This is a genomic window from Lactobacillus laiwuensis (genome assembly GCF_019972835.1).
Lineage (GTDB): Bacteria > Bacillota > Bacilli > Lactobacillales > Lactobacillaceae > Lactobacillus > Lactobacillus laiwuensis.
This window is the reverse complement of sequence record NZ_BPPB01000001.1, coordinates 441,636-462,209: the sequence shown is the minus strand read 5'-3', so window position 1 is coordinate 462,209 and position 20,574 is coordinate 441,636. Positions and strand designations below refer to the sequence as shown.

The window sequence follows — 20,574 nt, the reverse complement described above, 5'->3', positions numbered from 1 at the left end:
CAAATGAAGAAATTTTTACAAAATAAAAAACTGTTGTCAGCAGTTGTCGCAGTTATTTTAGTTTTTACAATTTTAGGTGGTAGTGTTAGCTTGCGCAACAAGCGTAACACGCCATTGATTATCCAAAGTTTTGGTAATGATGTAGTCGCTGTGGGATCAAGAATTATTGATTTCCCTCTTAGTTTTGTGTCCGGCAGTTTAAATAATGTACATGATTTACTGAATACGCAAGATGAAAATAACTATCTTAAGAGCCAGGTAACCGAATTAGAACAAACAAAAGCTCGTAACTCAAGTCTTGAAGCTGAAAACAAGCAACTTAAATCTGCTTTAAAATTAAAAGAAACGTTAACGGACTATGATATGGTTCAAGCCTCCGTGATTTCGCGTTCGCCAGACAGCTGGACAGATCTTTTAGTTATCAATAAGGGAACTACGTCCGGCTTGCGCAAGAATATGGCTGTGATGTCAGGCGGTGGAGTTATCGGTCGTATAATAGAAGTCAGTGCTGCTTCTGCAAAAGTGGAATTAATTACTACCAGTGACAAGTCAGCAAACCGGTTTGCAGTACAGGCTCAAGCTACAAATGGTAAAAAAGTTCATGGCATTATTACGGTAATTGGTAATAAAACTTTAGCTTTTACCCAAGCAATTGATAGTAAAAAGCTCAAGCGTGGTACCAAAATATATACTAGCGGAATGGGTGGTAATTCACCTAAAGGGTTGCTAATAGGAACTATTTCTGCTACAACACATGATTCTTTTGGCTTATCTGATTTAATCAAGATCAATCCGGCTGGCGAATTAAACGATCCTTCCATTGTCACGGTTATTCAGAGGAAAGTGAGCGACTAATGAAGACACTGCGGAAATTTACTCTAGTCTTAGCATTATACGTTGCTTTGGCTATCAGTGGTAGCTTATCTTTTTACCTGCATCAGTTTTTTTCAATTGGTAATGCTGCGAATTTATTAGTACCTGTTAGTATGATGCTAATTGCATTATTTGATGATACCAATAACAAAGAAGTTTGGCTGGCTTTAGGTGCAGGTATAGTTAGTGATATTTATTTTTTTGGCATTATAGGCATCTATGCAATTAGCCTGCCGACAATTTCTTGGTTATTGCAAAAATCTGCACGGTTTTTACCAGAAGTATTTTGGGCCAAAGTTTTGGCAGTTTTAATTGCTTCTGTTCTAATTGAGGTCTACACATGGCTAATTTTAAATATGACAGGCTTATCAAGTATAGGAATCTTGAAGCTAGTGCAAAGTATTTTGCCAACTTTGTGCTGGGTGTTTATCTTTGTTTGTGCTACCTATAAATTATGGTGGAACTTGGTTCTTAACTACCCTTTTATGGTTAACCTAGACAATTATCGCTAATAAATAAAAAACGTGAGATTTGTATCTCACGTTTTTTACTCAAAAAAGCCAAAGCTTGATAATGCACCAACAACCTGCATCACAATTGCCACTAAAGTAATAATTGCCATTAGCCAAGCCATGGCAATTGTTAATTTTTGAAATTTAGATCTCTTTTTCTTATGTCTACGCGTCATTGATTGACCTCCTACTTGAACAATATTTTATGCTACTTAATAGTTTTTTTCAATCGCAGAGTAAGATAAAATAGATATTAAATGATAGAGGGATGTAAGTAATGTTTTTAATTATATTGATACCTGTTCTAGGTCTTGCTTTAGCATATATTATTAATAAAATGTTTCCTAAGGCTCAATTTAGGGGATATGATTTATTACCCTTCTTTTTTATATATGCTTGCCATTTAATTACCGTTCACCAAAAAAGGCCTGAGTTTCTGCCTTATGGCTTTTTTGTCTTTTTCTTCCTGGTTATAGTTATAGCAATTTCTGACGCGGTTAAAAATAAAAATATCTCTTTAAGTAAGACTCTGCGAAAAATCTGGGATTACTTAACTGTAAATACTATTTTTTGGTATCTGGGTCTCTTGTTTCTAATGATATAATCAATTTTTGTAATAAAAAAATTTAAAAAAATGGTCGCAAATCTGAATTGGTTTGCGATTTTTTCTTTTTTGTGTCATTAAAAAATAAATATTTAACTTTTTTGACTAAAAAGTGGTAGGAAGTGGTGAATTGTGGTAAATTATTTAGTGGAAGGGGGCTAAGCCATGTTCATGGGTGAATATCATCACAATCTCGACAGCAAAGGGCGGTTAATTATACCTGCCCGTTTGCGTGGTCAGATAGGTGACAAAATGATATTTACTCGCGGAATGGAAGGCTGCATTTTTGGCTATACTACAGAGGCATGGCAAAAAATTGAAGCTAAACTAGCACAACTTCCATTAACTAAGAGAAATGCGCGCAGTTTTACGCGTTTGTTTTACTCTGGTGCGATGGAATGCGAATTTGACAAACAAGGTCGTGTGAATCTGACCACAACGTTGAAGAAACACGCTTCCCTTGTCAAAGAATGTGTCATTGTAGGAGTTTCTGATCGAATTGAAATTTGGTCAAAGGAGCGTTGGGAAAGCTTTAGTGATGAAGCCAATGAAAACTATGATGATATTGCAGAAAATTTGGATGATATTGAACTATAATTATGGAATTCAAACACACCAGTGTACTCTTACACCAAACAATCGATAATTTAAAACTAAAAAATGGTGGTCTTTATGTAGACGCGACTTTTGGCGGTGGCGGTCATGCAAAATATTTATTGAGCAAACTTGCTAGTGGTACTTTAATTGGTTTTGATCAAGATGAATATGCAATAAATTCGGCTAAGTTAAACTTTGCTGATTTACTTGTTCAAAATGCTGATCCTAAATTACAATTGGTACACGATAATTTTAGCCATTTAAAAGCGAATCTGGTTGAGCTGGGTTATCAAAATGGTATAGATGGAATTTACTATGATTTGGGAGTTTCCTCGCCACAATTTGATCAAGCACAAAGGGGTTTTTCTTACCGCTTTGATGCAAGGTTAGACATGAGAATGGATCAAGAGCAAAGTCTTGATGCCTATCAACTAGTAAATAACTCAAGCCAAAAAGAATTGGCAAATATTTTATACAAATTTGGTGGTGAAAAATATTCGCGCCAGATTGCCCATAAAATTGTCCTTAAAAGACAAAAAAAGCCGATTGAAACAACATTTGAACTGGTTGATATAATCAAGGAAGCAATTCCTGCGTTTGCAAGAAGGACTGGTGGGCACCCAGCAAAAAAGACCTTTCAGGCTTTGCGTGTAGCTGTAAATAACGAACTTGATGTTTTAAGTGAGTCACTTGAAGAAGCGATTCATTTGCTAAAACCTGGTGGTCGAATTAGCGTAATTACCTTTCAGTCTGATGAAGACAAAATTGTAAAAAACATTTTTAAAAAATACTCTGAAGTTGATGTTCCCAGGGGAATGCCTGTTATTCCTGACAACTTGAAGCCAATGCTTCGTTTAGTTAACCGCAAACCCATTGTTGCCTCAGCTGAAGAGCTTAAGAATAATAATCGCTCACACAGTGCAAAGTTGCGAGTCGCAGAAAAATTGTAAAGAGGAAAAAGCAATGGCTGATAATTTAGCAAGAAAAGTAGAGTTTAATCCTAATGAGCAAAGAGATCCAAAGAAGAGACAACGTCAAGTTCTCAATCATCACAACGTTGCTTGGACCGGCTTTGAAAAGTCCTTGCTTGTATTGGGAACGATGATAACCATTGGCTTAATGACAATGCTAGTTTCTTCCAGTATTTCTGCTACATCAGCTCAACATGAACTTACCAATGTGCAACGCGCAGTTGCAAAAGGGCAAAGTCAAGTTGGAGATTTGCATCAAGAATTAGGTGAGTTAACCTCAAGCTCTCGCATGAATAAAATTGCACGTAGCAAGGGGTTAGCCTTGAATGAGAAAAATATTAGGACTATACGCTGATGAAAAAGCATATTAGTAAGATAAGTAACTCTAATTCCAAAGCTCACGGATACCGTTTTACAGTCGGGAGATTTCTCGAGGTAGCTGTTGCTTTGGTTTTTCTCGTATTTATAGGAAGATTTTTATACATTGGCATTTCCAAAACCATTAATGGCCAAAATTTAACTGCTAAAACTGAGCAATTATACATGCGTAATCAGGTATTAAAAGCTAGTCGCGGTACAATTTATGATCGCAATGGTTTGGCGGTTGCTCAGGATTCTCATTTATATACTATTTATGCTATTTTAGATAAGTCTTCAATCAACTATAAAAATCAACCTGAATACGTTGTTAATAAAAATAAAACTGCTAATAAACTAGCCCAAGTCTTACCTCTTAAAGCGGGGGAAATTTTAAAATATCTTAATCCTGCTCGTCCTGTTTTTCAGGTACAATTTGGTACTGCAGGTTCTAATTTGTCTAAACAGCAAAAAGATAAAATTGAAAAGATGAATTTGCCTGGGATTAAATTCTTTGAAACTCAGTCTCGGCTTTATCCTAATGGTAATTTTGCCTCACATGTGATAGGAATGGCGTCACCAGTATATGACAAAAAAACCAAGCAGCAGAATCTCGAGGGCACCATGGGACTTGAAGCTTGGTATGATGACGTGCTTATTGGGAAAAATGGTTATCAGCTTTCAGCAGTAGATGCTTCTAACTTTCAGACACCAAATAGTACGCATACCTATAAGGCACCAGTCGATGGTAACAATATTTATCTCACCATTGATTCACAGCTGCAGGATTATCTTGAAAGCAGGCTCTCCTATGTCCAAAATGCGTTTAATCCTGTTTCCATGACAGCTGTCGTTGAAGATATCAAATCGGGAAAAGTTTTAGCTGCCTCTCAAAGGCCAACTTTTAATCCACAAACTAAAAAGGGTCTAAAAAACTCATATCGCGACATTTTGGTACAAGATACTTATGAACCGGGTTCTGTTTTTAAGGTTCTAACGCTTTCCTCATCTGTAAATAGTGGAAATTACCATCCTAACCAATACTATAATTCAGGATCTGTTTCTGTTAATGGATCCGTGATTCACGATTGGCAGCCTCACGGTTGGGGGAGTATACCGTTTTCACAGGCTTTTCCTCGTTCAAGCAATACTGGCTTTGTTCATATTGAGCAGCAAATGGGTGCCAAGACGTGGAAAAAGTATCTCAAAAAATTTCATATTGGAGAAAAAACGGGAGTAACCTTACCCGGTGAACAACCAGGAACGATTGCATTTAATTCTCCTATTGATCAAGCAGTTACCAGTTTTGGTCAAGGTGTTGATGTCAATGTGATGCAAATGATGCAGGCATTTAGCAGTCTAGCCAATAATGGTCAAATGGTAAAACCGCAATTTGTCGAAAAAATTACGGATGCCAATAATCATACTATCACTGGTTATCAAATTAAAAATGTCGGTCAACCCGTTTATACCAAAGAAACTGCAGCTACTGTGCTTGAAAATATGCGTCGAGTTTTAAATAAACGCATTGGCACAGGTGCGGCATACCAAATGAAAGGTCAAAGCATTGCAGTTAAAACAGGGACAGCTCAGATTGCTAATCTTAAAGGTGGAGGTTATCTTAAGGGTAACAATAATTATATCTTTTCAGTGGTTGGAGTCACTCCTGCTAAGCATCCACGGTACTGCATTTATATCACTGTCAAACAGCCTCGTAAAATGAGTAAACCGGCTGAAGTAATACTCTCATCAATTTTCAAACCAATGATGAATAGAGTAATTCTCATGTCTAAAAATGGTCTAAGCAGTTCGACGGTTGTTAAAACGCCCAACCTAAAAGGATTAAATTACAAAGAGGCTGAAAAGATGGCACAGCGCGTTGGGGTACGACTTGCTAAGATTGGTACGGGTGATAAAATAACTGAGCAGTCATATTCAGCAGGTCAAAAACAACGATCAGGTAATTTGATGCTCGTTCGTACTAGCGGAAGTATTAAATGTCCTGATATGAAAGGCTGGTCTATTGATGAGTTACATCAGTTTGCTGATTTAACAGGAGTTAAATTACGGATCAAAGGAACAGGAGTAGTTTTTAAGCAAAGTCTGGCTACAGGAAAATCCCTTAAATCAGGGACAAAAATAAAAATACAATTAAAGGAGTAGCATTTGTATGCTGATTATTAGCATTATTGCATTAGTAAGTTCATTAGCATTGACTGGGATTATTCTGCCCTGGATGATTATTTTCATGAGGTCACATCACGAAGGACAAGAAATTCGTGATGAAGGTCCTAAATGGCATGAAAAGAAATCTGGAACGCCCACTATGGGTGGAGTAGTCTTTGTTCTAGCAGCTACGGTATCAACAATTTGGGTAAGTATCTGGCAACATGAAAGCTCTAAATTAATTTGGATTTTACTAATTAGTTTGCTTGGCTACGGAATAATCGGCTTTTTAGATGACGGTATAAAATTGTTCTATAAGCGCAACCTAGGCCTGCATGCTTGGCAAAAATTTTCCTTACAAATACTAGTTGCTATTTTAATCATCATTATTGCTGCTACGGATAATTTTCAGTTTAAACTTTTTATACCATTTTTTGGTATTGTGAACAGTGCTATTATATTTACCGTTTTTGTAGTTTTTTGGTTAGTTGGTTTTTCGAACGCTGTCAATTTGTCAGATGGATTAGATGGATTAGCAACAGGACTTTCAATTATTGCTTATGCTACTTATTCTTATATTGCACTTAAACAAAAGAACTTCGCTGTTTTAATCTTTTGTATGAGTGTTATAGGTGGTCTGATTTCATTTTTTATTTTTAATCATAAACCTGCTAAAATTTTTATGGGTGATGCCGGATCTTTGGCATTAGGCGGTGGATTGGCTGCTGTCAGTATCTTTTTAAACAGACCTTGGTCTCTTTTATTAATTGGAATTGTGTTTGTTTGTGAAACTGCAAGTGTAATTCTGCAAGTAATCTCTTTTCAGACCACAGGCAAAAGAATTTTCAAAATGACCCCAATTCATCATCATTTTGAAATGCTGGGGTATTCTGAATGGAAAGTTGATATTATTTTTTGGATAGTTGGATTGATTGGTAGTTTTTTATATTTAATAATATGGGGATAAAATTAGGCAAATGAGGCAGATTAAGACTTATCAGAACAAAAATATTTTAGTTTTAGGTCTAGGCAAGAGCGGTTTTGCAGTTAGTAAATTGCTGCTTAAACTTGGTGCAAAGCTGACTTTAAATGATCAGGCTGATTTAAGTAAAAATCGAAATGCACAGGAATTGAAAAAACTGGGCGTGCGAGTGATTGACGGCAGGCGTCCAATTGAATTATTAAGTCAAGAAAGTTTTGATTATTTAGTAAAGAATCCCGGCATCCCTTATGAAAATCCGATGGTACAAGAGGCTCAAAAACTAAACCTGCCTATTATTACTGAACCAGAAATTGCATTGACTGTTAGTGAAGCCCCTTATATTTGCGTTACAGGGTCGAATGGAAAAACCACTACGGTAATGTTGACTCAGAAAATTCTTGATCATCATTTAGCTAAAAGTGGACATCATGCATACGCTGTGGGAAACATCGGTGTGCCTATATCTGAAGTGGTTGAAAAAGCGACTAAGGATGATATTTTAGTCTGCGAAACTTCCAGCTTTCAATTGCTCGGTGTCACAGATATTAATCCTAAGGTGGCAGCAATCATCGATATTTACCACAATGTTCACTTGGATTATCACAAAACTTTTGCTAATTATGTTAATGCTAAACTGAATGTTACTAGAACGCAGAGCCCAGAACAGTATTTTTTAGCTAATTTCGATCAAAAAGATATTTTGACAAAGGAAAGGAAAGTTACAAGAGCAAAAATCGTAACTTTTTCTGAAAATGATCAAGCTGCTGATTATTTTATTGCTGATGGTTATTTGCAAAATCAGCATGGAAAAATAATGAAGACTTCTGACATGAAATTACCTGGAATCCATAACCAGCAGAACGCTTTGGTCGCCAGTGCAATAGCACAAATAATGGGTGCAGATACCAATGATATTAAAGCTGTTTTAACAACTTTTGCTGGTGCAAAGCACCGCTTGCAATACGTGATGACACTTGAAGGTCGCAAAATATATAACGATTCTAAATCTACAAATATTGAAGCAGCTTCTGTTGCAATTCCTGCTTTTGCAGATCCCGAGGTCTGGATCGCTGGCGGTTTAGATCGAGGATTTACTTTTGATTCTTTAATTCCTCTTTTAAAAAAGCACGTTAAAGCAGTCGTATTGTACGGGCAAACACGCTATCTCCTGGCTGATGCAGCACGCAAAGCTGGAATTAAACATATTTTAATTGAAAATACGTTGCAAGAGGCGGTGCCGAAAGCTTATGAATTAACCAAACCTGGTGATGTAATGTTGTTTTCGCCAGCTTGTGCGTCATGGGATCAATTTAGGACCTTTGAAGAACGTGGGGACTATTTTGTTAACTTTATAAAGGAATTGAAGACGAAATAAAATGAGAATAATATTTACTGGTGGAGGAACCGGTGGTCATATTTACCCTATTATGGCTATCATTGAACGGTTAAAAGAGCGCAATTTAGCTACAACTGATGAAATTCTGTTTGTCGGTACTAAAAATGGCCTGGAGGCAAAAATTGTTCCGGCGGCTGGAGTGAATTTCAAAACAATCGAAATGCGTGGGTTTTCTCGTAAACATATAATGAGTAATTTTGCTACAATTAAATTGTTTCTTAAAGCTACTAAAAAGGCACAAAAAATTATTAGTGATTTTAAGCCAGATATTGTCATGGGCACTGGAGGCTACGTGAGTGGTGCCGTAGTTTATGAAGCAGCTAAAATGAAAATACCAACTTTGATTCATGAATCGAATTCAGTAGTTGGGGTTGCTAATAAGTTTTTGGGCCACTATGTAAATAAGATTTGTTATACGTTTGATGATGCCGCTAAACAGTTTTCTGAGAAGAAAAAATTAATAAAAACCGGAAACCCACGTTCTCAGCAGGTATTGAATTTATCATCAGCAAAAGTTGACATGCAAAGTAAATGGGATTTAAATCCAACTATACCTACAGTATTAGTTTTCGGGGGATCTCGTGGAGCTTTAGCCATTAACCGAATTATGCTTAAGTCGTTGACACGTTTGCAAAAAAAACCGTATCAGATAATTTGGGTAACTGGAACATATTATTTTAAAGAAATTCACGAAAAACTGGCTAATATAGATTACGGTAAGACTATTAAGATTTTGCCATATGTTAAGGATATGCCTGCACTTCTGCCTAAAATGATCTGTGTGGTTTCGCGATCCGGAGCAACCAGTATTGCGGAATTTACGGCTTTAGGTGTTCCCGCCATATTAATTCCCAGTCCTAATGTTACTCATAATCATCAAATGAAAAATGCTCTTGACTTGGAAAAAGCAGGCGCTGCAACGGTAATTGCAGAAAGCGACCTTAATATCAATAATTTTATTTCCTCGATTGATCATATCGTTTTAGACCGTAAATATTATACAGAAATGAGCAAAGCTTCAAAGAAATTAGGCGTTCCTGATGCTTCTGATGAAGTAATTAAAGTAATGCAAGATTTATCTAAGTAAGAAGAAGGTGAGGCAGTTGACTAAGAAGCGAGTAACAAAAATTGATCCCAAAGAAAAGCTATCGCCTTATTTAGACCACGAAACTAATCAGAAGAAAAAGTCTAAAGCTAAAGCAAAAGTCTCTGCCTCGTTATCAAAATTACATAGTGAGCGTAAGTCTGCGCTCTTTAAACGTCTAGGACTTGTTGTTGGCATCTCCGTTTTAGCTATCTTGGGACTAGGATATTATATTTCTCCTTTGGCAAATGTGAAAAGCATTCAAATAAAAGGAGAAAATGACTTGCCAATAAGGGAAGTAGTGAAAACAGCTGATATTAAAGCAAGTGATAAAGTAATTGACCATCTGTTCAATAAGAACAGCATAGACCATAAATTGTCTTCAAGATACTCTGAGATAAAAAACATAAATGTCCATGTTAAGAATTTTAACAATTTAGTTCTTAATATTGACGAATACCATACAATTGGTTACGTTAAAAATGCCAAGGGATACCGGAAGATACTTTCACAAGGCAAACTAGGCACGCAAGTAATTCCGTGGTCAAAAGTAAGCCCTGATAAGCCGGTTTTTGTGGGATACAACCATGAATTGTCGTTGCAAGAAACTCTTCACTTGTTTAATAGTTTGCCCGCAAATTTTCAAAGCCAGATAAAATTATTAAGTGGCAACACAAGGAGAAAGTCTCAAGTTATTTTTCTAATGAAAAACGGAAATGTAGTTATTGGCAACGTTTCTACCCTCAAAAGTAAATTAAAGTACTATAATAAAATAAAAACTAAAGTGGGGAAAAATACTTTAATTGATTTGGAAGTAGGTGCGTTTAGCAGACCGCTTACACCAAGTGAAAAAAGAGCTTATGGCTTAACTTAGGCTGAATTTAAGCTACTTTTATGGTAAAATTTTTGTAAAGAGCACCGACAGGGGGTAAATTTTGGACAATACAAATTTATTAGTGGGCTTAGATATTGGTACCACAAGCGTGAAAGCGGTTGTAGCAGATTCTGGTAAGGTTATTGGAGCTGTAGCAGTTCCCAATAGAGGAATGCGCCATGGCAATATAGTTGATATCGATGAAACAGCAGCTGCTATTAGTAGAGCCTTAAAGGAAATAGCCAAAAAAACAAACGCAAAGATTTATCGGGTTGTAACAGGCATACCGGTAGGTATGCTTCAACTGGAAACTGCAAGCGATTTGGTTAATGTAAGCGATAATGGTCAGGAAGTTGGCAACCATGATGTCAGACGCGTAGTGAGCGCTGCAATCAGGTCTGCAGTAAAAAACGAACGTGAACCTATTGCTTTTTTGCCAAGCCGCTTTTTAATTGATGGTGAAACTGAGGTTGATGATCCCCGTAAAATGATTGCCCATTCCCTGTCGGTACAAGGCATCATGCTAACAGCTCCGGCCAGTCCTTTGCATAATATTAAAAAAGCAATAGAGCGTGCCGGTTATTCTAATAACTTTTTTGTTCCCACACCACTTGCCATTGCCAGCGTAGCTTTAAATGAAAGTGAGCGGCAATTTGGCTCAATTATTCTTGATTTAGGCGGTGGTGTGACTACTGCTACTGTTATTCACAATAATCAGATTAAATATGCTAATATTGATTTTGAAGGTGGCAGTGACATTAGCAATGACATTTCTGTTGTTCTTAGTACGTCCAAAAAAGATGCAGAACAAATTAAACTTGACTATGGCTATGCGGATCCGAATTTAGCTTCTGCTAAAAATAAATTTGCTGTTAATAGTGTGGGTTCAAATGGTCAACAGATGGTTGACGAGAGCTATTTAAGTGAAATTATTAACGCTAGAGTTATGCAGACTATTGATAGAATTGAAAAGGGACTAGATAAGCATGATGCTTTAAAGCTGCCTGGCGGCGTCATTATTACTGGTGGAAGCAGTCTTTTGCAAGGTTTTGATAGCATAATAGCCAATACTTTAAATGTCAAAGCCAGAATTTATCAACCTGATCAGATTGGAATGCGCAATCCAATTTACTCAGCTGCATATGGTGTCGTTAACTATGCATATAAAATGTCTGATATTGATTTTTTAGTAATTAGCGCCATATATGGCAAGGATTCATTTGGTCAAGAAGAAAGAACCGTTCAAGAAAAAACAAAAACTTCGAAAAGAACAGCTGCTGTTAATGAAACTAAAAGAAAAGAAGAATATAATAGACATGAGTTACTAAAGCGGGAAAGATCTACGCATAGTAAACCAAAAAATAATACGCAAAATAAAGATAAAGGCTTTAAGAACTTCTTCAAAAAGTTCTTTGATTAAAGGTGGTTAATTAGATGGATTTTACATTCGATTCTGACGACAATAAAAATGCTGTCATCAAAGTTATTGGTGTCGGCGGTGCTGGTGGTAATGCTGTTAATCGAATGATCGATGATGGCGTGCAGGGAGTCTCCTTTGTAGCTGCTAACACGGATGTACAGGCATTAAATAGTAATAAAGCTGAAAATAAAATTCAGTTAGGGCCAAAATTGACGAGAGGACTTGGAGCTGGTTCTCATCCCGAAGTAGGACAAAAAGCGGCTGAAGAAAGTGAGCAAACCATTGAAGATGCGCTAAAGGGTGCAGATATGATTTTCATTACTGCCGGTATGGGTGGCGGTACTGGAACTGGTGCCGCACCAATTGTAGCCAAAATTGCCCGCGAAACCGGTGCTTTGACTGTTGGCGTTGTTACTCGTCCTTTTACCTTCGAAGGTCCAAAAAGGTCCAAAAATGCTGCCGAAGGCATTGCCCAACTAAAGCAGTATGTTGATACGCTTGTTATCATTGCCAATAATCGTTTACTAGAAATGGTTGATAAAAAGACACCTATGATGGATGCCTTTAAAGAAGCTGATAATGTTTTGAAACAAGGTGTTCAAGGCATTTCTGACTTAATCACTTCAACTGACTATGTTAACCTTGATTTTGCTGATGTTAAAACTGTTATGGCAAATCAGGGTGCAGCCTTAATGGGTATCGGTCGTGCAAGTGGAGAAAACCGGACTGTTGAAGCAACTAAGCTGGCCATTTCTTCACCATTGCTTGAAGTTTCAATTGATGGTGCCAAGCAGGTTCTCCTGAACATCACTGGTGGACCAGATTTGACTTTATTTGAAGCGCAGGATGCTTCTGAAATTGTTTCAAAAGCTGCAGGCGATGACGTTAACATTATTTTTGGTACATCCATCAATCCTAATTTAGGGGATGAGGTTGTTGTAACTGTTATTGCTACAGGAATCAATTCACAAGCAGAAGAGGAAGCCTCAAAGCAGCTCCCTGGTCATAGTCACCAGATAAAGTCACAACCTAGTCAAACTAATTCATCTATGCAGAGAACAAATTCAGCTGAAAGACCAGTTGAACCCAAGCCTGCAGTTGATGATGGTGCCCAAACTGTTCAAACCGCTCCAAAGCATAGGCCTATGGTTGATCCCACAAGTGTTTGGGGGTTGGATAATGATAACGAAGGGAATCGTCGCTCGACTCCTTCTGTTTCAAATCAAGAGCAAAGATCAAGTTCATTTGATGACGACGATCAAAGTAGTATTTCACAAATTGAAACCAACGCTTTTGATGACGATGATACTGATGATATACCATTTTTCAGGCATCGTAGTGAAAACTAATGGGAGGCAAGAGAGATGGCTTTTAGTAAAATAGGTAAGTTTTTCGGTGTTGCAAACGATGACGATGAAATGCTGGATGACGAATATGCAGAAGAGCAACAATTAAATAATGAGGACAATTATTCTGCTGGTGCTGTTGATCGTGACAATGTAGTTTCAATAAAATCCGGCATGAATGCGGCTAAAAGCAAAATTGTTCTTTATGAGCCACGTGTTTATTCTGATGCTAAAGATGTAGCACAAAACTTGTTGAATAACAAAGCAGTGATTATTAATTTTAGCAGGATGGAAGATGCTTCTGCTCGAAGAGTTGTTGATTTTATTACAGGTACAGTTTATGCCCTAAATGGTGAAATACAGCGTATTGGCGATAAAATATTTTTAGCAACACCTCCTAAATTCGTTACTAATGGCAAAATTAGTGACCTAGTTGATAAGAAAGATACTTTAAGTTAATGGCAGCAAATATCATATACTACGGCTTTTATATTCTAGATTATATAATATGGATTTATAGCATCATTATGGTAATCGATGCAATTTTAAGTTGGGTTCCTTCTTTACGCGATTCGACTGTTGGTCGTATTATTGACTTATTAGTTGATCCATATTTAAACCTTTTTCGTAAAGGACCGATTGCAAGACTATCTAATGCTACTGGATTAGATATTTCATTTTTAATTGGCTTATTGTTTCTCTATTTTGTGCAATATTATGTTTTAAAATGGGTCGCAAACATTTTATTTAGGTTGTTTGTTTGATTTAATTTTTATAAAGAGCTGATAAATTTCCTTAGATCGCTAAATTGATTTATCAGCTCTTTATTTATTGTTAAATAATACAAATTGCTTGTCATTTTAAGATGAATGACTTTTAGACTTAATGCTATAATGATGTAAGAAAAGACCAATCTGTCTTTCACCTTCAATAGCAGGGGGAATTGTGTGAAGACAAAAAATATAGCAAAGCGAAGTTTTTACGCCAAGAATGTTTTATTTAAAGATGATTTGTCTGACCAAAAAACAGTGGATAAGATGAATGGACTTATAAACAATGTTCTGGGCAAACATGAAGAAGTTTTAACAGATTTTTTGGATCCCGGTGAAAGAGATATTCTTAAAAAGATAGCTGGTACTGAAGTTTGTTTGCAGAGCTTTGGTGGATACTTAAATGCTGAAAAAAAGAGAGTATATATAACTGAAGATTGGGACACCATTGCACCTTCTTCTTATCAGGTTACTGTTTTTAATGTTGAATATCCTCAAAAATTCGCCTGTTTATCACATAGTGCTATTTTAGGAAGTCTAGCTAATGCAGGTATAGAAACTTCAACCTTTGGCGATATTATCACAGATGGCAATGGCAAGTGGCAATTTTTTGCAAAAAGTGAGCTGAAAGATTTCTTTCAAAATGAAATAAACCATATTGGCAAAACAAAAGTTAGGATAAGACCAAGTTTAAATCAAAAAGTAATATTGGCTGATGATGAAAGTGAAATGTTAACTGCTATCGTTTCCTCACTGAGACTGGATGCAGTCTTAGCCTCAATCACACATGAAAGCAGACAGCAAATAAAAACATATATATCAAATAATTTAGTTAAATTAAATTGGCATAGTGTCAAAGATTTTAATATAATGGTTGATGAAGATGATATCCTTAGTTTAAGACATTTTGGTAGATGTAAAATTACGGATATTTCAACTACAAGAAAAGGCAAACATAAGGTGGTGTATAAGATATGGCAGACGAAAAGAAGGAATCACAGAAATTGACTCCGCTTGAAATTCATAACAAAGAGTTCAAAAAGAGAGGACTAAGTGGCTATGACAGGCATGAAGTAGACAGCTTTCTAGATCAAATAATCAACGATTATGGGGATGCACTAGATCAAACAGTTGATTTAAAAAATGAAATTGTGCATTTACAAGAACAAGTTTCAGACTTACAAAAGCAAGTTAAACAATTCCAGCAGAATGAAAATGCTACAAAAGAAGCTGTGGGTAACGCTAAAATTAAGGCTGAAAGAATTATCAATGATGCTACAGTCCAAGCTAATAATGTTACTGAACAAGCAAAAATCGATACTGATTATCAACGCCAACAGCTTGAAACTATTAAGTCTGATTATGAACGTGTAAAAAAAGAAACTTCTGGTTATCGCTCTTATATTCAAGATCTTTTACAAAAAGCAATTGAAAATCTCAATGATGAAAACTGGCAAAAGGCACTTGATCAATACTTTGATACTGAGCGATTTTATCCTCCAGATGGGGCTGAACCAATAATGCTAACTGATGAAGATGAAGATGTTGATGATGATATCGATGAAGACGAAGATGTTGACGATGAACTTGACAATGACATTGATGATGAAGTAAACTTTGAGGAAGACATTGATGAAAATAATGATAGTCCTCAACCGATGTCGGGTGACAGTCCGCATACTGAAACTGTTAACACAGAAAATGTTAACGATTCTAACAACGGTTCCGGACCTACTGTTATTTTCCCCAGTGACTATAAAAATCATAAATAACAAACTGACAGTAAAACTTGCGAGCAATTCAGCGAATTAGCGATGGTGTAAGGCTAATATAAGAGCTCAAAGGTTGATCGGCTGTTTAAGATGGTTTGTTACGTTAGTTGCACGATACGTAACTCATTAAGTGGAGTTTAAAACTCAATTTAGGTGGTACCACGATATTAACCTCGCCCTAATCTTAGGACGAGGATTTTTTTATAGGGAGGATTAAAAAATGAGAGTGAAAAATACACTTAATATGGGTAAAACCAAATTTAAGATGCGGGGTAATTTGCCAGTACGCGAAGCGCAGTGGCAAAAAGAGTGGGAAGAAAACAAATTATATGAACAAAGATTAAAACTGAATAAAGGAAAGCCAAGATTTGATTTACATGATGGTCCTCCTTTTGCCAACGGTAATATTCACATTGGCCATGCTATGAATAAGGTTTCAAAAGACATAATTGTTCGTTTTAAAAATATGAACGGCTATTATGCTCCCTATGTTCCAGGTTGGGATACTCATGGTTTACCCATTGAACAACAATTGACCAAACAGGGAGTTGACCGTAAGAAAATGAATCTTGCGGATTACCGTCAGCTTTGTCAAGATTTTGCCAGCCAAGAAATTAAAAAGCAGATGACTGACTTTAAGCGTTTGGGGGTAATGGGAGACTGGGATCACCCATATATTACTTATCAACCTGAATACGAAGCAGAAGAAATTCGTGTCTTTGGTAAAATGTATGAAAAAGGTTATATCTATAAAGGCAAAAAACCTGTTTATTGGTCCCCTTCAAGTGAGTCAACGTTAGCTGAAGCTGAAGTTGAATATCATGATATTAAATCACCTTCAATTTATGTTTCATTTCCTGTAAAAGATGGTAAAGGCATTCTAGATCCAGAAAATACATATTTCTTAATTTGGACAACTACACCGTGGACTATTCCTACTAACCAGGGTATCACAGTTAATCCGGGTTTTGATTATTCAGTAGCTCAAGTGGGTCCAAAGCGTTATGTTGTTGGCACTGACCGCCTAGAAGCAGTTGCTCAAGAATTAGGTTGGGAAGATTATCAAGTCGTTCAACATCTTAAGGGTACTGAAATGGATCATATGGTTGCCAAGCATCCTTTATATGACCGTGACTCTCTGCTTATGAATGCCATGCATGTTACTGCTAGTGATGGTACCGGCTTAGTTCATACTGCTTCCGGCTTTGGTGAAGATGACTATAATGTCGCTCAAAAATATGGTCTACCAGTATACAGTCCCATGGACGATAAAGGTTGCTTTACTGCGGATATTAACGATCCCGATTTAGTAGGATTGTTTTATGATGATGCCAATAAAGTTGTCAGTGAAAAATTGAAGAAATCCGGCAATTTGCTTAAGCTTAGCTTCTTCACGCACTCTTATCCTCATGACTGGCGTACAAAGAAACCTGTAATTTATCGGGCTACTACACAATGGTTTGCTTCAGTTGAAAAGTTCCGCCAACAGATTCTTGATCAAATTGATCAGGTTAAATTCACGCCATCTTGGGGTCAATTACGCCTGCACAATATGATTAAGGATCGTGGTGACTGGGTAATTTCTAGACAGCGGGCTTGGGGTGTTCCACTGCCAATCTTTTACGCAGAAGATGGTACTGCGATTGTCACACCAGAAACTATTGAGCATATTGCTCAGATTTTTGCCAAAGAAGGATCAAATGCTTGGTATAGAAGAACTGCTAAGGAATTGTTACCAGAAGGCTTTACCTCTGAGCATTCACCAAATGGCAAATTTACTAAAGAAAACGATATTTTAGACGTTTGGTTCGACTCCGGGTCTTCTCATCAAGCTGTCATGGCCAAAAGACCAGACTTGAATTTCCCATGTGATCTCTACCTTGAAGGTAGTGACCAGTACCGTGGCTGGTTCAATTCAAGTCTGATTACAGCAGTAGCTGCTACGGGTAAGGCACCTTATCGCGGTATTTTGTCACAAGGCTTTGTTTTGGATGAAAAAGGACATAAAATGTCTAAATCATTAGGTAACGTAATTTCACCAAATGATGTCATCAAACAAATGGGAGCAGAAATAATTCGTTTATGGGTCGCTTCTGTAGACACTACTTCTGATGTTGCTGTTTCGCAAAATATTTTGCGCCAAACCTCAGAAAGTTACCGCAAAATAAGAAATACTTTCCGTTATATGCTAGCTAATACTTCTGATTTTGACCCGCAAACAAATAGAGTCGCTTATGAAGATCTAAACTCCATTGACCAATATTTGGAAGTTAAACTCAACGATTTGGTTAAAATTTGTCTTGACAGTTATGAGCGTTACGATTTTAATAATGTTTATAAAAAGTTATTTGCCTTCATTTCTAATGATCTATCAGCGTTTTATCTTGACTTTGCCAAAGATGTTCTTTACATTGAGAGCAAAAATAGTCATGCCAGAAGATCAATGCAAACAGTGATTTATGATGCAACAGTTAAGTTAGCTAAAGTTTTGACACCAATCTTGCCACATACTATGGAAGAAGTTTGGTCTTTCTTAAAGGAAAAGGAAGATTATGTCCAACTTGCTGAAATGCCTGAAATTGAGCATTATGCAAATCATGATGAACTCCTTGACAACTGGAAGAAATTTATGAATTTCCGCGATGATGTTTTGAAAGTCTTGGAAGAAGCGCGCGATCAAAAGTTAATCGGTAAATCTTTTGAAGCAGCAGTTACAGTTTACCCAACTGATGAGATGAGAGCAGTTTTAACCAACCTTGATGCAAACTTTAGACAAATTTTAATAGTTTCTAAATTAACTATTGCTGACGGTAAAGCACCGGCAAATGCTGAAAAATTACCAAATGGTGCATTTGTGGTTGAACATGCGGAAGGTGAAGTTTGTCCTCGGTGCCGTATGATCAGAACTGATATTGGAGCTGACAGCGAAGTTCCAATGCTTTGCGGTAGATGTGCTAAAATTGTTAAAGAAGATTATCCAGAAGCAGTACAAGAAGGTTTAGAAGAATAATGCGTTACGGTAAGGTAAAGCAGTTTGATCAAAACAGTAGTTTTGGTTTTATCACAGACGATGAGAATCAAAAATCTTACTTTGTCTTTTATACAGCTATCAAAGAAGAAGGTTATCGTCGCTTACGTGTCGGACAAAAAGTCAAATATCAGCTCGCTCAAGGTAAGAATGGCTTACAATGTGTCAACGTATATTTAGCTGATTAACAGGAAAGTGAATAATGGATTTAACAGAAACTGAAATCTCTTCAAAACAAATTTTTACGGGTCGTATTGTTGATCTTTCAGTGAGAACGATCAAATTGCCTAATGGTGAAACTGCCTTGCGGGAAATAGTTAAGCATCAGCCTGCTTCAGCTGCCATTGCAGTAAATGATAAACAGGAAATGTTGCTAGTCGAACAATGGCGTGAACCGATCAAAGAATTAACTTTAGAAATTCCAGCAGGTTTAATTGATGATACTGACGCTAGTCCACTGGATGCGATGAAAAGAGAGTTAAATGAAGAGGGCGGCTATCGTGCTGAATACTGGGAAAAAATAACTGAGTTTTATTCATCTCCCGGTTTTACTAATGAAAAACTCTACTTATTCTATTGCGATACTTTAACTAAACTGACTGATAAAAGGGAGCTTGATCCCGATGAATTTTTAACAAGTCATTGGTATAGTTTGGAAGAGTTGAAAAGACTTTCGGCACAAGGTAAAATCGTTGATGCCAAGACATTATATGCAATGAGTGTCTGGGAGAACATGCTAATTACGGGTGCTGACGCAAAGGATTAAAATGACTGAAAAACGATCTGATTACCGAAAAAAATTAAAACATAAAAAAAGTAAAAACTTTTTAAATACAATTAAATCTGCTTTTGACGATAGTGATGAAGAGGTTGATGTTAACCCTGATTTTACCCGTGATGATGATGAAGTTGTACAAGCAAATGATTTTAAAAACGCAAGGGTAAAAAAACGGGAACAGGTTTCGAGAAGAGAAGAGGAAAAATCTCAATCTCAATTAACCACCAGTCAAGAAAAAGCATTAAAGCTGAAAGGTAAACTTAATCGTGCCATTATCATTGTTTCGATTTTAATTATTTTGGTATTATTGGCGTTATTTCACTTATAAAATAAAAACGAGGGTAAAAATGAAGATAGCAATTATTGTCCCAATGGAAATTGAGGCTAAATATTATCATAAGTATTTTCACTCTGGTCGCAAAGAAATGTTCGGATCTACTACATTCGAGCATTTTTGCGTTAACCACAATGATTTATATATTGGTTTAAGCGGAATTGGCAAAGTACAGGCTGCTATGAACTTAGCTAGTCTATTAAGCAATGTCGATGTTGATTTAGTTTTCATGACAGGTACAGCGGGATCTTTGCAAGAAGAAGTTCATAAGGAAGATTTGATTTTAGCTGATTCATTTGCATATCATGATGCTCACAATACGTTAGCAGGTGACTACGTTGAAGGGCAAATACCTGGCGAACCAGCTAAATTTGATTTAGATTCTACTGCAAGAAAGCAATTTGCACATTTTTTGCAAGAAAACAACATTAAATTTAAAGAGGGCTTAATTGTTACCGGTGATTCCTTTATTGGCTCTCAGAAGCAAAAAGATGAAATTAAACAAAACTTTGCTCACGCATTGGGTGTCGAAATGGAGGGAGCCGCTTTTGCTCAGGTAGCTTATCATTTTAAAAAACCTTTGATAGCTTTACGGGCTATTTCTGACAATGGTAATCAAGACGCAAACGAGGATTTTGATCATTTTGCTCAAAAAGTGGGAGCTAAGGCTGCTAAAATTATTTGTACTTACATAGAGAAGATGAATTAAC

The 20,574-nt window shown here is 36.6% G+C and carries 23 protein-coding genes; 22 read left to right on the top strand and 1 reads right to left on the bottom strand.

Going from position 1 to position 20,574, the window contains the following annotated elements:
• Nucleotides 1-3 precede the first annotated feature (3 nt).
• Together mreC and mreD are read left to right on the top strand one after the other, a co-directional pair.
• A complete protein-coding gene (gene mreC / locus LDM92_RS02205; protein WP_046332007.1) occupies nt 4-855 on the top strand; it encodes a rod shape-determining protein MreC in 852 nt (283 codons plus the stop codon).
• Complete coding sequence (gene mreD / locus LDM92_RS02200; protein ID WP_046332008.1) at nt 855-1,385, top strand: rod shape-determining protein MreD; 531 nt, start codon at nt 855-857, stop codon at nt 1,383-1,385. Before mreC ends, mreD begins: the two co-directional genes overlap by 1 nt.
• 35 nt (nt 1,386-1,420) lie before the next feature.
• On the opposite strand, the gene LDM92_RS02195 is transcribed toward mreD, so the two are convergent.
• On the bottom strand, nt 1,421-1,561 hold the full coding sequence (locus LDM92_RS02195) for a DUF4044 domain-containing protein (RefSeq protein ID WP_084605719.1): 141 nt from the start codon (nt 1,559-1,561) through the stop codon (nt 1,421-1,423).
• Nucleotides 1,562-1,662: 101 nt separating this feature from the next.
• Between LDM92_RS02195 and LDM92_RS02190 the strand changes: the two genes are divergently transcribed.
• The 20 genes from LDM92_RS02190 (at nt 1,663) to LDM92_RS02095 (ending at nt 20,573) form a co-directional block, all read left to right on the top strand.
• Nucleotides 1,663-1,989 carry a DUF3397 domain-containing protein gene (locus tag LDM92_RS02190; RefSeq protein ID WP_223901852.1) on the top strand — a complete coding sequence of 109 codons (327 nt, stop codon included), beginning with the start codon at nt 1,663-1,665 and terminating at the stop codon, nt 1,987-1,989.
• Between the two features lie 165 nt (nt 1,990-2,154).
• Nucleotides 2,155-2,586, top strand: coding sequence for a division/cell wall cluster transcriptional repressor MraZ (gene mraZ, locus LDM92_RS02185; protein WP_223901851.1), 432 nt, complete (start codon nt 2,155-2,157; stop codon nt 2,584-2,586).
• Nucleotides 2,587-2,588: 2 nt separating this feature from the next.
• Entirely contained in the window at nt 2,589-3,536 is a 948-nt protein-coding gene (gene rsmH / locus LDM92_RS02180) for a 16S rRNA (cytosine(1402)-N(4))-methyltransferase RsmH (RefSeq protein ID WP_223901850.1), read from the top strand.
• 13 nt (nt 3,537-3,549) lie between these two features.
• Nucleotides 3,550-3,912 (top strand): cell division protein FtsL, encoded by a 363-nt coding sequence (gene ftsL, locus LDM92_RS02175; RefSeq protein WP_223901849.1) that lies wholly within the window; start codon nt 3,550-3,552, stop codon nt 3,910-3,912.
• On the top strand, nt 3,912-6,077 hold the full coding sequence (locus LDM92_RS02170) for a PASTA domain-containing penicillin-binding protein (RefSeq protein WP_223901848.1): 2,166 nt from the start codon (nt 3,912-3,914) through the stop codon (nt 6,075-6,077). Before ftsL ends, LDM92_RS02170 begins: the two co-directional genes overlap by 1 nt.
• A gap of 7 nt (nt 6,078-6,084) precedes the next feature.
• Nucleotides 6,085-7,047: a phospho-N-acetylmuramoyl-pentapeptide-transferase gene (mraY, locus tag LDM92_RS02165; RefSeq protein ID WP_373868636.1), complete on the top strand. Its 963-nt coding sequence runs from the start codon at nt 6,085-6,087 to the stop codon at nt 7,045-7,047.
• A 10-nt stretch (nt 7,048-7,057) separates the two neighbouring features.
• The gene (gene murD, locus LDM92_RS02160; RefSeq protein WP_223901847.1) at nt 7,058-8,437 is read left to right on the top strand and encodes a UDP-N-acetylmuramoyl-L-alanine--D-glutamate ligase; all 1,380 of its coding nucleotides are present in this window, start codon (nt 7,058-7,060) and stop codon (nt 8,435-8,437) included.
• A gap of 1 nt (nt 8,438) precedes the next feature.
• The gene (murG, locus tag LDM92_RS02155; RefSeq protein WP_223901846.1) at nt 8,439-9,545 is read left to right on the top strand and encodes an undecaprenyldiphospho-muramoylpentapeptide beta-N-acetylglucosaminyltransferase; all 1,107 of its coding nucleotides are present in this window, start codon (nt 8,439-8,441) and stop codon (nt 9,543-9,545) included.
• Nucleotides 9,546-9,561: 16 nt separating this feature from the next.
• On the top strand, nt 9,562-10,416 hold the full coding sequence (locus tag LDM92_RS02150; RefSeq protein ID WP_223901845.1) for a cell division protein FtsQ/DivIB: 855 nt from the start codon (nt 9,562-9,564) through the stop codon (nt 10,414-10,416).
• A 61-nt stretch (nt 10,417-10,477) separates the two neighbouring features.
• Nucleotides 10,478-11,836, top strand: coding sequence for a cell division protein FtsA (ftsA, locus tag LDM92_RS02145; protein ID WP_223901844.1), 1,359 nt, complete (start codon nt 10,478-10,480; stop codon nt 11,834-11,836).
• Nucleotides 11,837-11,850: 14 nt separating this feature from the next.
• Nucleotides 11,851-13,185 carry a cell division protein FtsZ gene (ftsZ, locus tag LDM92_RS02140; protein WP_223901843.1) on the top strand — a complete coding sequence of 445 codons (1,335 nt, stop codon included), beginning with the start codon at nt 11,851-11,853 and terminating at the stop codon, nt 13,183-13,185.
• A gap of 15 nt (nt 13,186-13,200) precedes the next feature.
• The gene (locus tag LDM92_RS02135) at nt 13,201-13,641 is read left to right on the top strand and encodes a cell division protein SepF (protein ID WP_223901842.1); all 441 of its coding nucleotides are present in this window, start codon (nt 13,201-13,203) and stop codon (nt 13,639-13,641) included.
• A complete protein-coding gene (locus LDM92_RS02130) occupies nt 13,641-13,946 on the top strand; it encodes a YggT family protein (protein ID WP_223901841.1) in 306 nt (101 codons plus the stop codon). The genes LDM92_RS02135 and LDM92_RS02130 overlap by 1 nt, the downstream gene beginning before the upstream one ends.
• Before the next feature lie 246 nt (nt 13,947-14,192).
• Nucleotides 14,193-14,960: a YlmH family RNA-binding protein gene (locus LDM92_RS02125; RefSeq protein ID WP_373868640.1), complete on the top strand. Its 768-nt coding sequence runs from the start codon at nt 14,193-14,195 to the stop codon at nt 14,958-14,960.
• Entirely contained in the window at nt 14,927-15,724 is a 798-nt protein-coding gene (locus tag LDM92_RS02120) for a DivIVA domain-containing protein (RefSeq protein ID WP_223901839.1), read from the top strand. The genes LDM92_RS02125 and LDM92_RS02120 overlap by 34 nt, the downstream gene beginning before the upstream one ends.
• A gap of 220 nt (nt 15,725-15,944) precedes the next feature.
• Nucleotides 15,945-18,734, top strand: a complete 2,790-nt coding sequence (gene ileS / locus LDM92_RS02115; RefSeq protein WP_223901838.1) for an isoleucine--tRNA ligase — start codon at nt 15,945-15,947, stop codon at nt 18,732-18,734.
• On the top strand, nt 18,734-18,940 hold the full coding sequence (locus LDM92_RS02110) for a cold-shock protein (protein WP_223901837.1): 207 nt from the start codon (nt 18,734-18,736) through the stop codon (nt 18,938-18,940). The genes ileS and LDM92_RS02110 overlap by 1 nt, the downstream gene beginning before the upstream one ends.
• 14 nt (nt 18,941-18,954) lie before the next feature.
• The gene (locus tag LDM92_RS02105) at nt 18,955-19,518 is read left to right on the top strand and encodes an NUDIX hydrolase (protein WP_223901836.1); all 564 of its coding nucleotides are present in this window, start codon (nt 18,955-18,957) and stop codon (nt 19,516-19,518) included.
• A 1-nt stretch (nt 19,519) separates the two neighbouring features.
• Nucleotides 19,520-19,858 carry a hypothetical protein gene (locus tag LDM92_RS02100; protein WP_223901835.1) on the top strand — a complete coding sequence of 113 codons (339 nt, stop codon included), beginning with the start codon at nt 19,520-19,522 and terminating at the stop codon, nt 19,856-19,858.
• A gap of 19 nt (nt 19,859-19,877) precedes the next feature.
• Nucleotides 19,878-20,573: a 5'-methylthioadenosine/adenosylhomocysteine nucleosidase gene (locus tag LDM92_RS02095; RefSeq protein WP_223901834.1), complete on the top strand. Its 696-nt coding sequence runs from the start codon at nt 19,878-19,880 to the stop codon at nt 20,571-20,573.
• Nucleotide 20,574 lies beyond the last annotated feature (1 nt).

Bases quoted from the DNA above. Each gene is read 5' to 3' on its own strand.
- LDM92_RS02170 (WP_223901848.1), top strand. From the start codon at position 3,912: ATGAAAAAGCATATTAGTAAGATAAGTAACTCTAATTCCAAAGCTCAC.
- LDM92_RS02105 (WP_223901836.1), top strand. From the start codon at position 18,955: ATGGATTTAACAGAAACTGAAATCTCTTCAAAACAAATTTTTACGGGT.
- ftsL (WP_223901849.1), top strand. From the start codon at position 3,550: ATGGCTGATAATTTAGCAAGAAAAGTAGAGTTTAATCCTAATGAGCAA.
- mraZ (WP_223901851.1), top strand. From the start codon at position 2,155: ATGTTCATGGGTGAATATCATCACAATCTCGACAGCAAAGGGCGGTTA.
- murD (WP_223901847.1), top strand. From the start codon at position 7,058: ATGAGGCAGATTAAGACTTATCAGAACAAAAATATTTTAGTTTTAGGT.
- LDM92_RS02190 (WP_223901852.1), top strand. From the start codon at position 1,663: ATGTTTTTAATTATATTGATACCTGTTCTAGGTCTTGCTTTAGCATAT.
- LDM92_RS02130 (WP_223901841.1), top strand. From the start codon at position 13,641: ATGGCAGCAAATATCATATACTACGGCTTTTATATTCTAGATTATATA.
- LDM92_RS02095 (WP_223901834.1), top strand. From the start codon at position 19,878: ATGAAGATAGCAATTATTGTCCCAATGGAAATTGAGGCTAAATATTAT.
- mreC (WP_046332007.1), top strand. From the start codon at position 4: ATGAAGAAATTTTTACAAAATAAAAAACTGTTGTCAGCAGTTGTCGCA.
- murG (WP_223901846.1), top strand. From the start codon at position 8,439: ATGAGAATAATATTTACTGGTGGAGGAACCGGTGGTCATATTTACCCT.
- LDM92_RS02135 (WP_223901842.1), top strand. From the start codon at position 13,201: ATGGCTTTTAGTAAAATAGGTAAGTTTTTCGGTGTTGCAAACGATGAC.
- LDM92_RS02195 (WP_084605719.1), bottom strand. From the start codon at position 1,561: ATGACGCGTAGACATAAGAAAAAGAGATCTAAATTTCAAAAATTAACA.
- ftsZ (WP_223901843.1), top strand. From the start codon at position 11,851: ATGGATTTTACATTCGATTCTGACGACAATAAAAATGCTGTCATCAAA.
- mraY (WP_373868636.1), top strand. From the start codon at position 6,085: ATGCTGATTATTAGCATTATTGCATTAGTAAGTTCATTAGCATTGACT.
- LDM92_RS02100 (WP_223901835.1), top strand. From the start codon at position 19,520: ATGACTGAAAAACGATCTGATTACCGAAAAAAATTAAAACATAAAAAA.
- rsmH (WP_223901850.1), top strand. From the start codon at position 2,589: ATGGAATTCAAACACACCAGTGTACTCTTACACCAAACAATCGATAAT.
- LDM92_RS02110 (WP_223901837.1), top strand. From the start codon at position 18,734: ATGCGTTACGGTAAGGTAAAGCAGTTTGATCAAAACAGTAGTTTTGGT.
- ileS (WP_223901838.1), top strand. From the start codon at position 15,945: ATGAGAGTGAAAAATACACTTAATATGGGTAAAACCAAATTTAAGATG.
- mreD (WP_046332008.1), top strand. From the start codon at position 855: ATGAAGACACTGCGGAAATTTACTCTAGTCTTAGCATTATACGTTGCT.
- LDM92_RS02120 (WP_223901839.1), top strand. From the start codon at position 14,927: ATGGCAGACGAAAAGAAGGAATCACAGAAATTGACTCCGCTTGAAATT.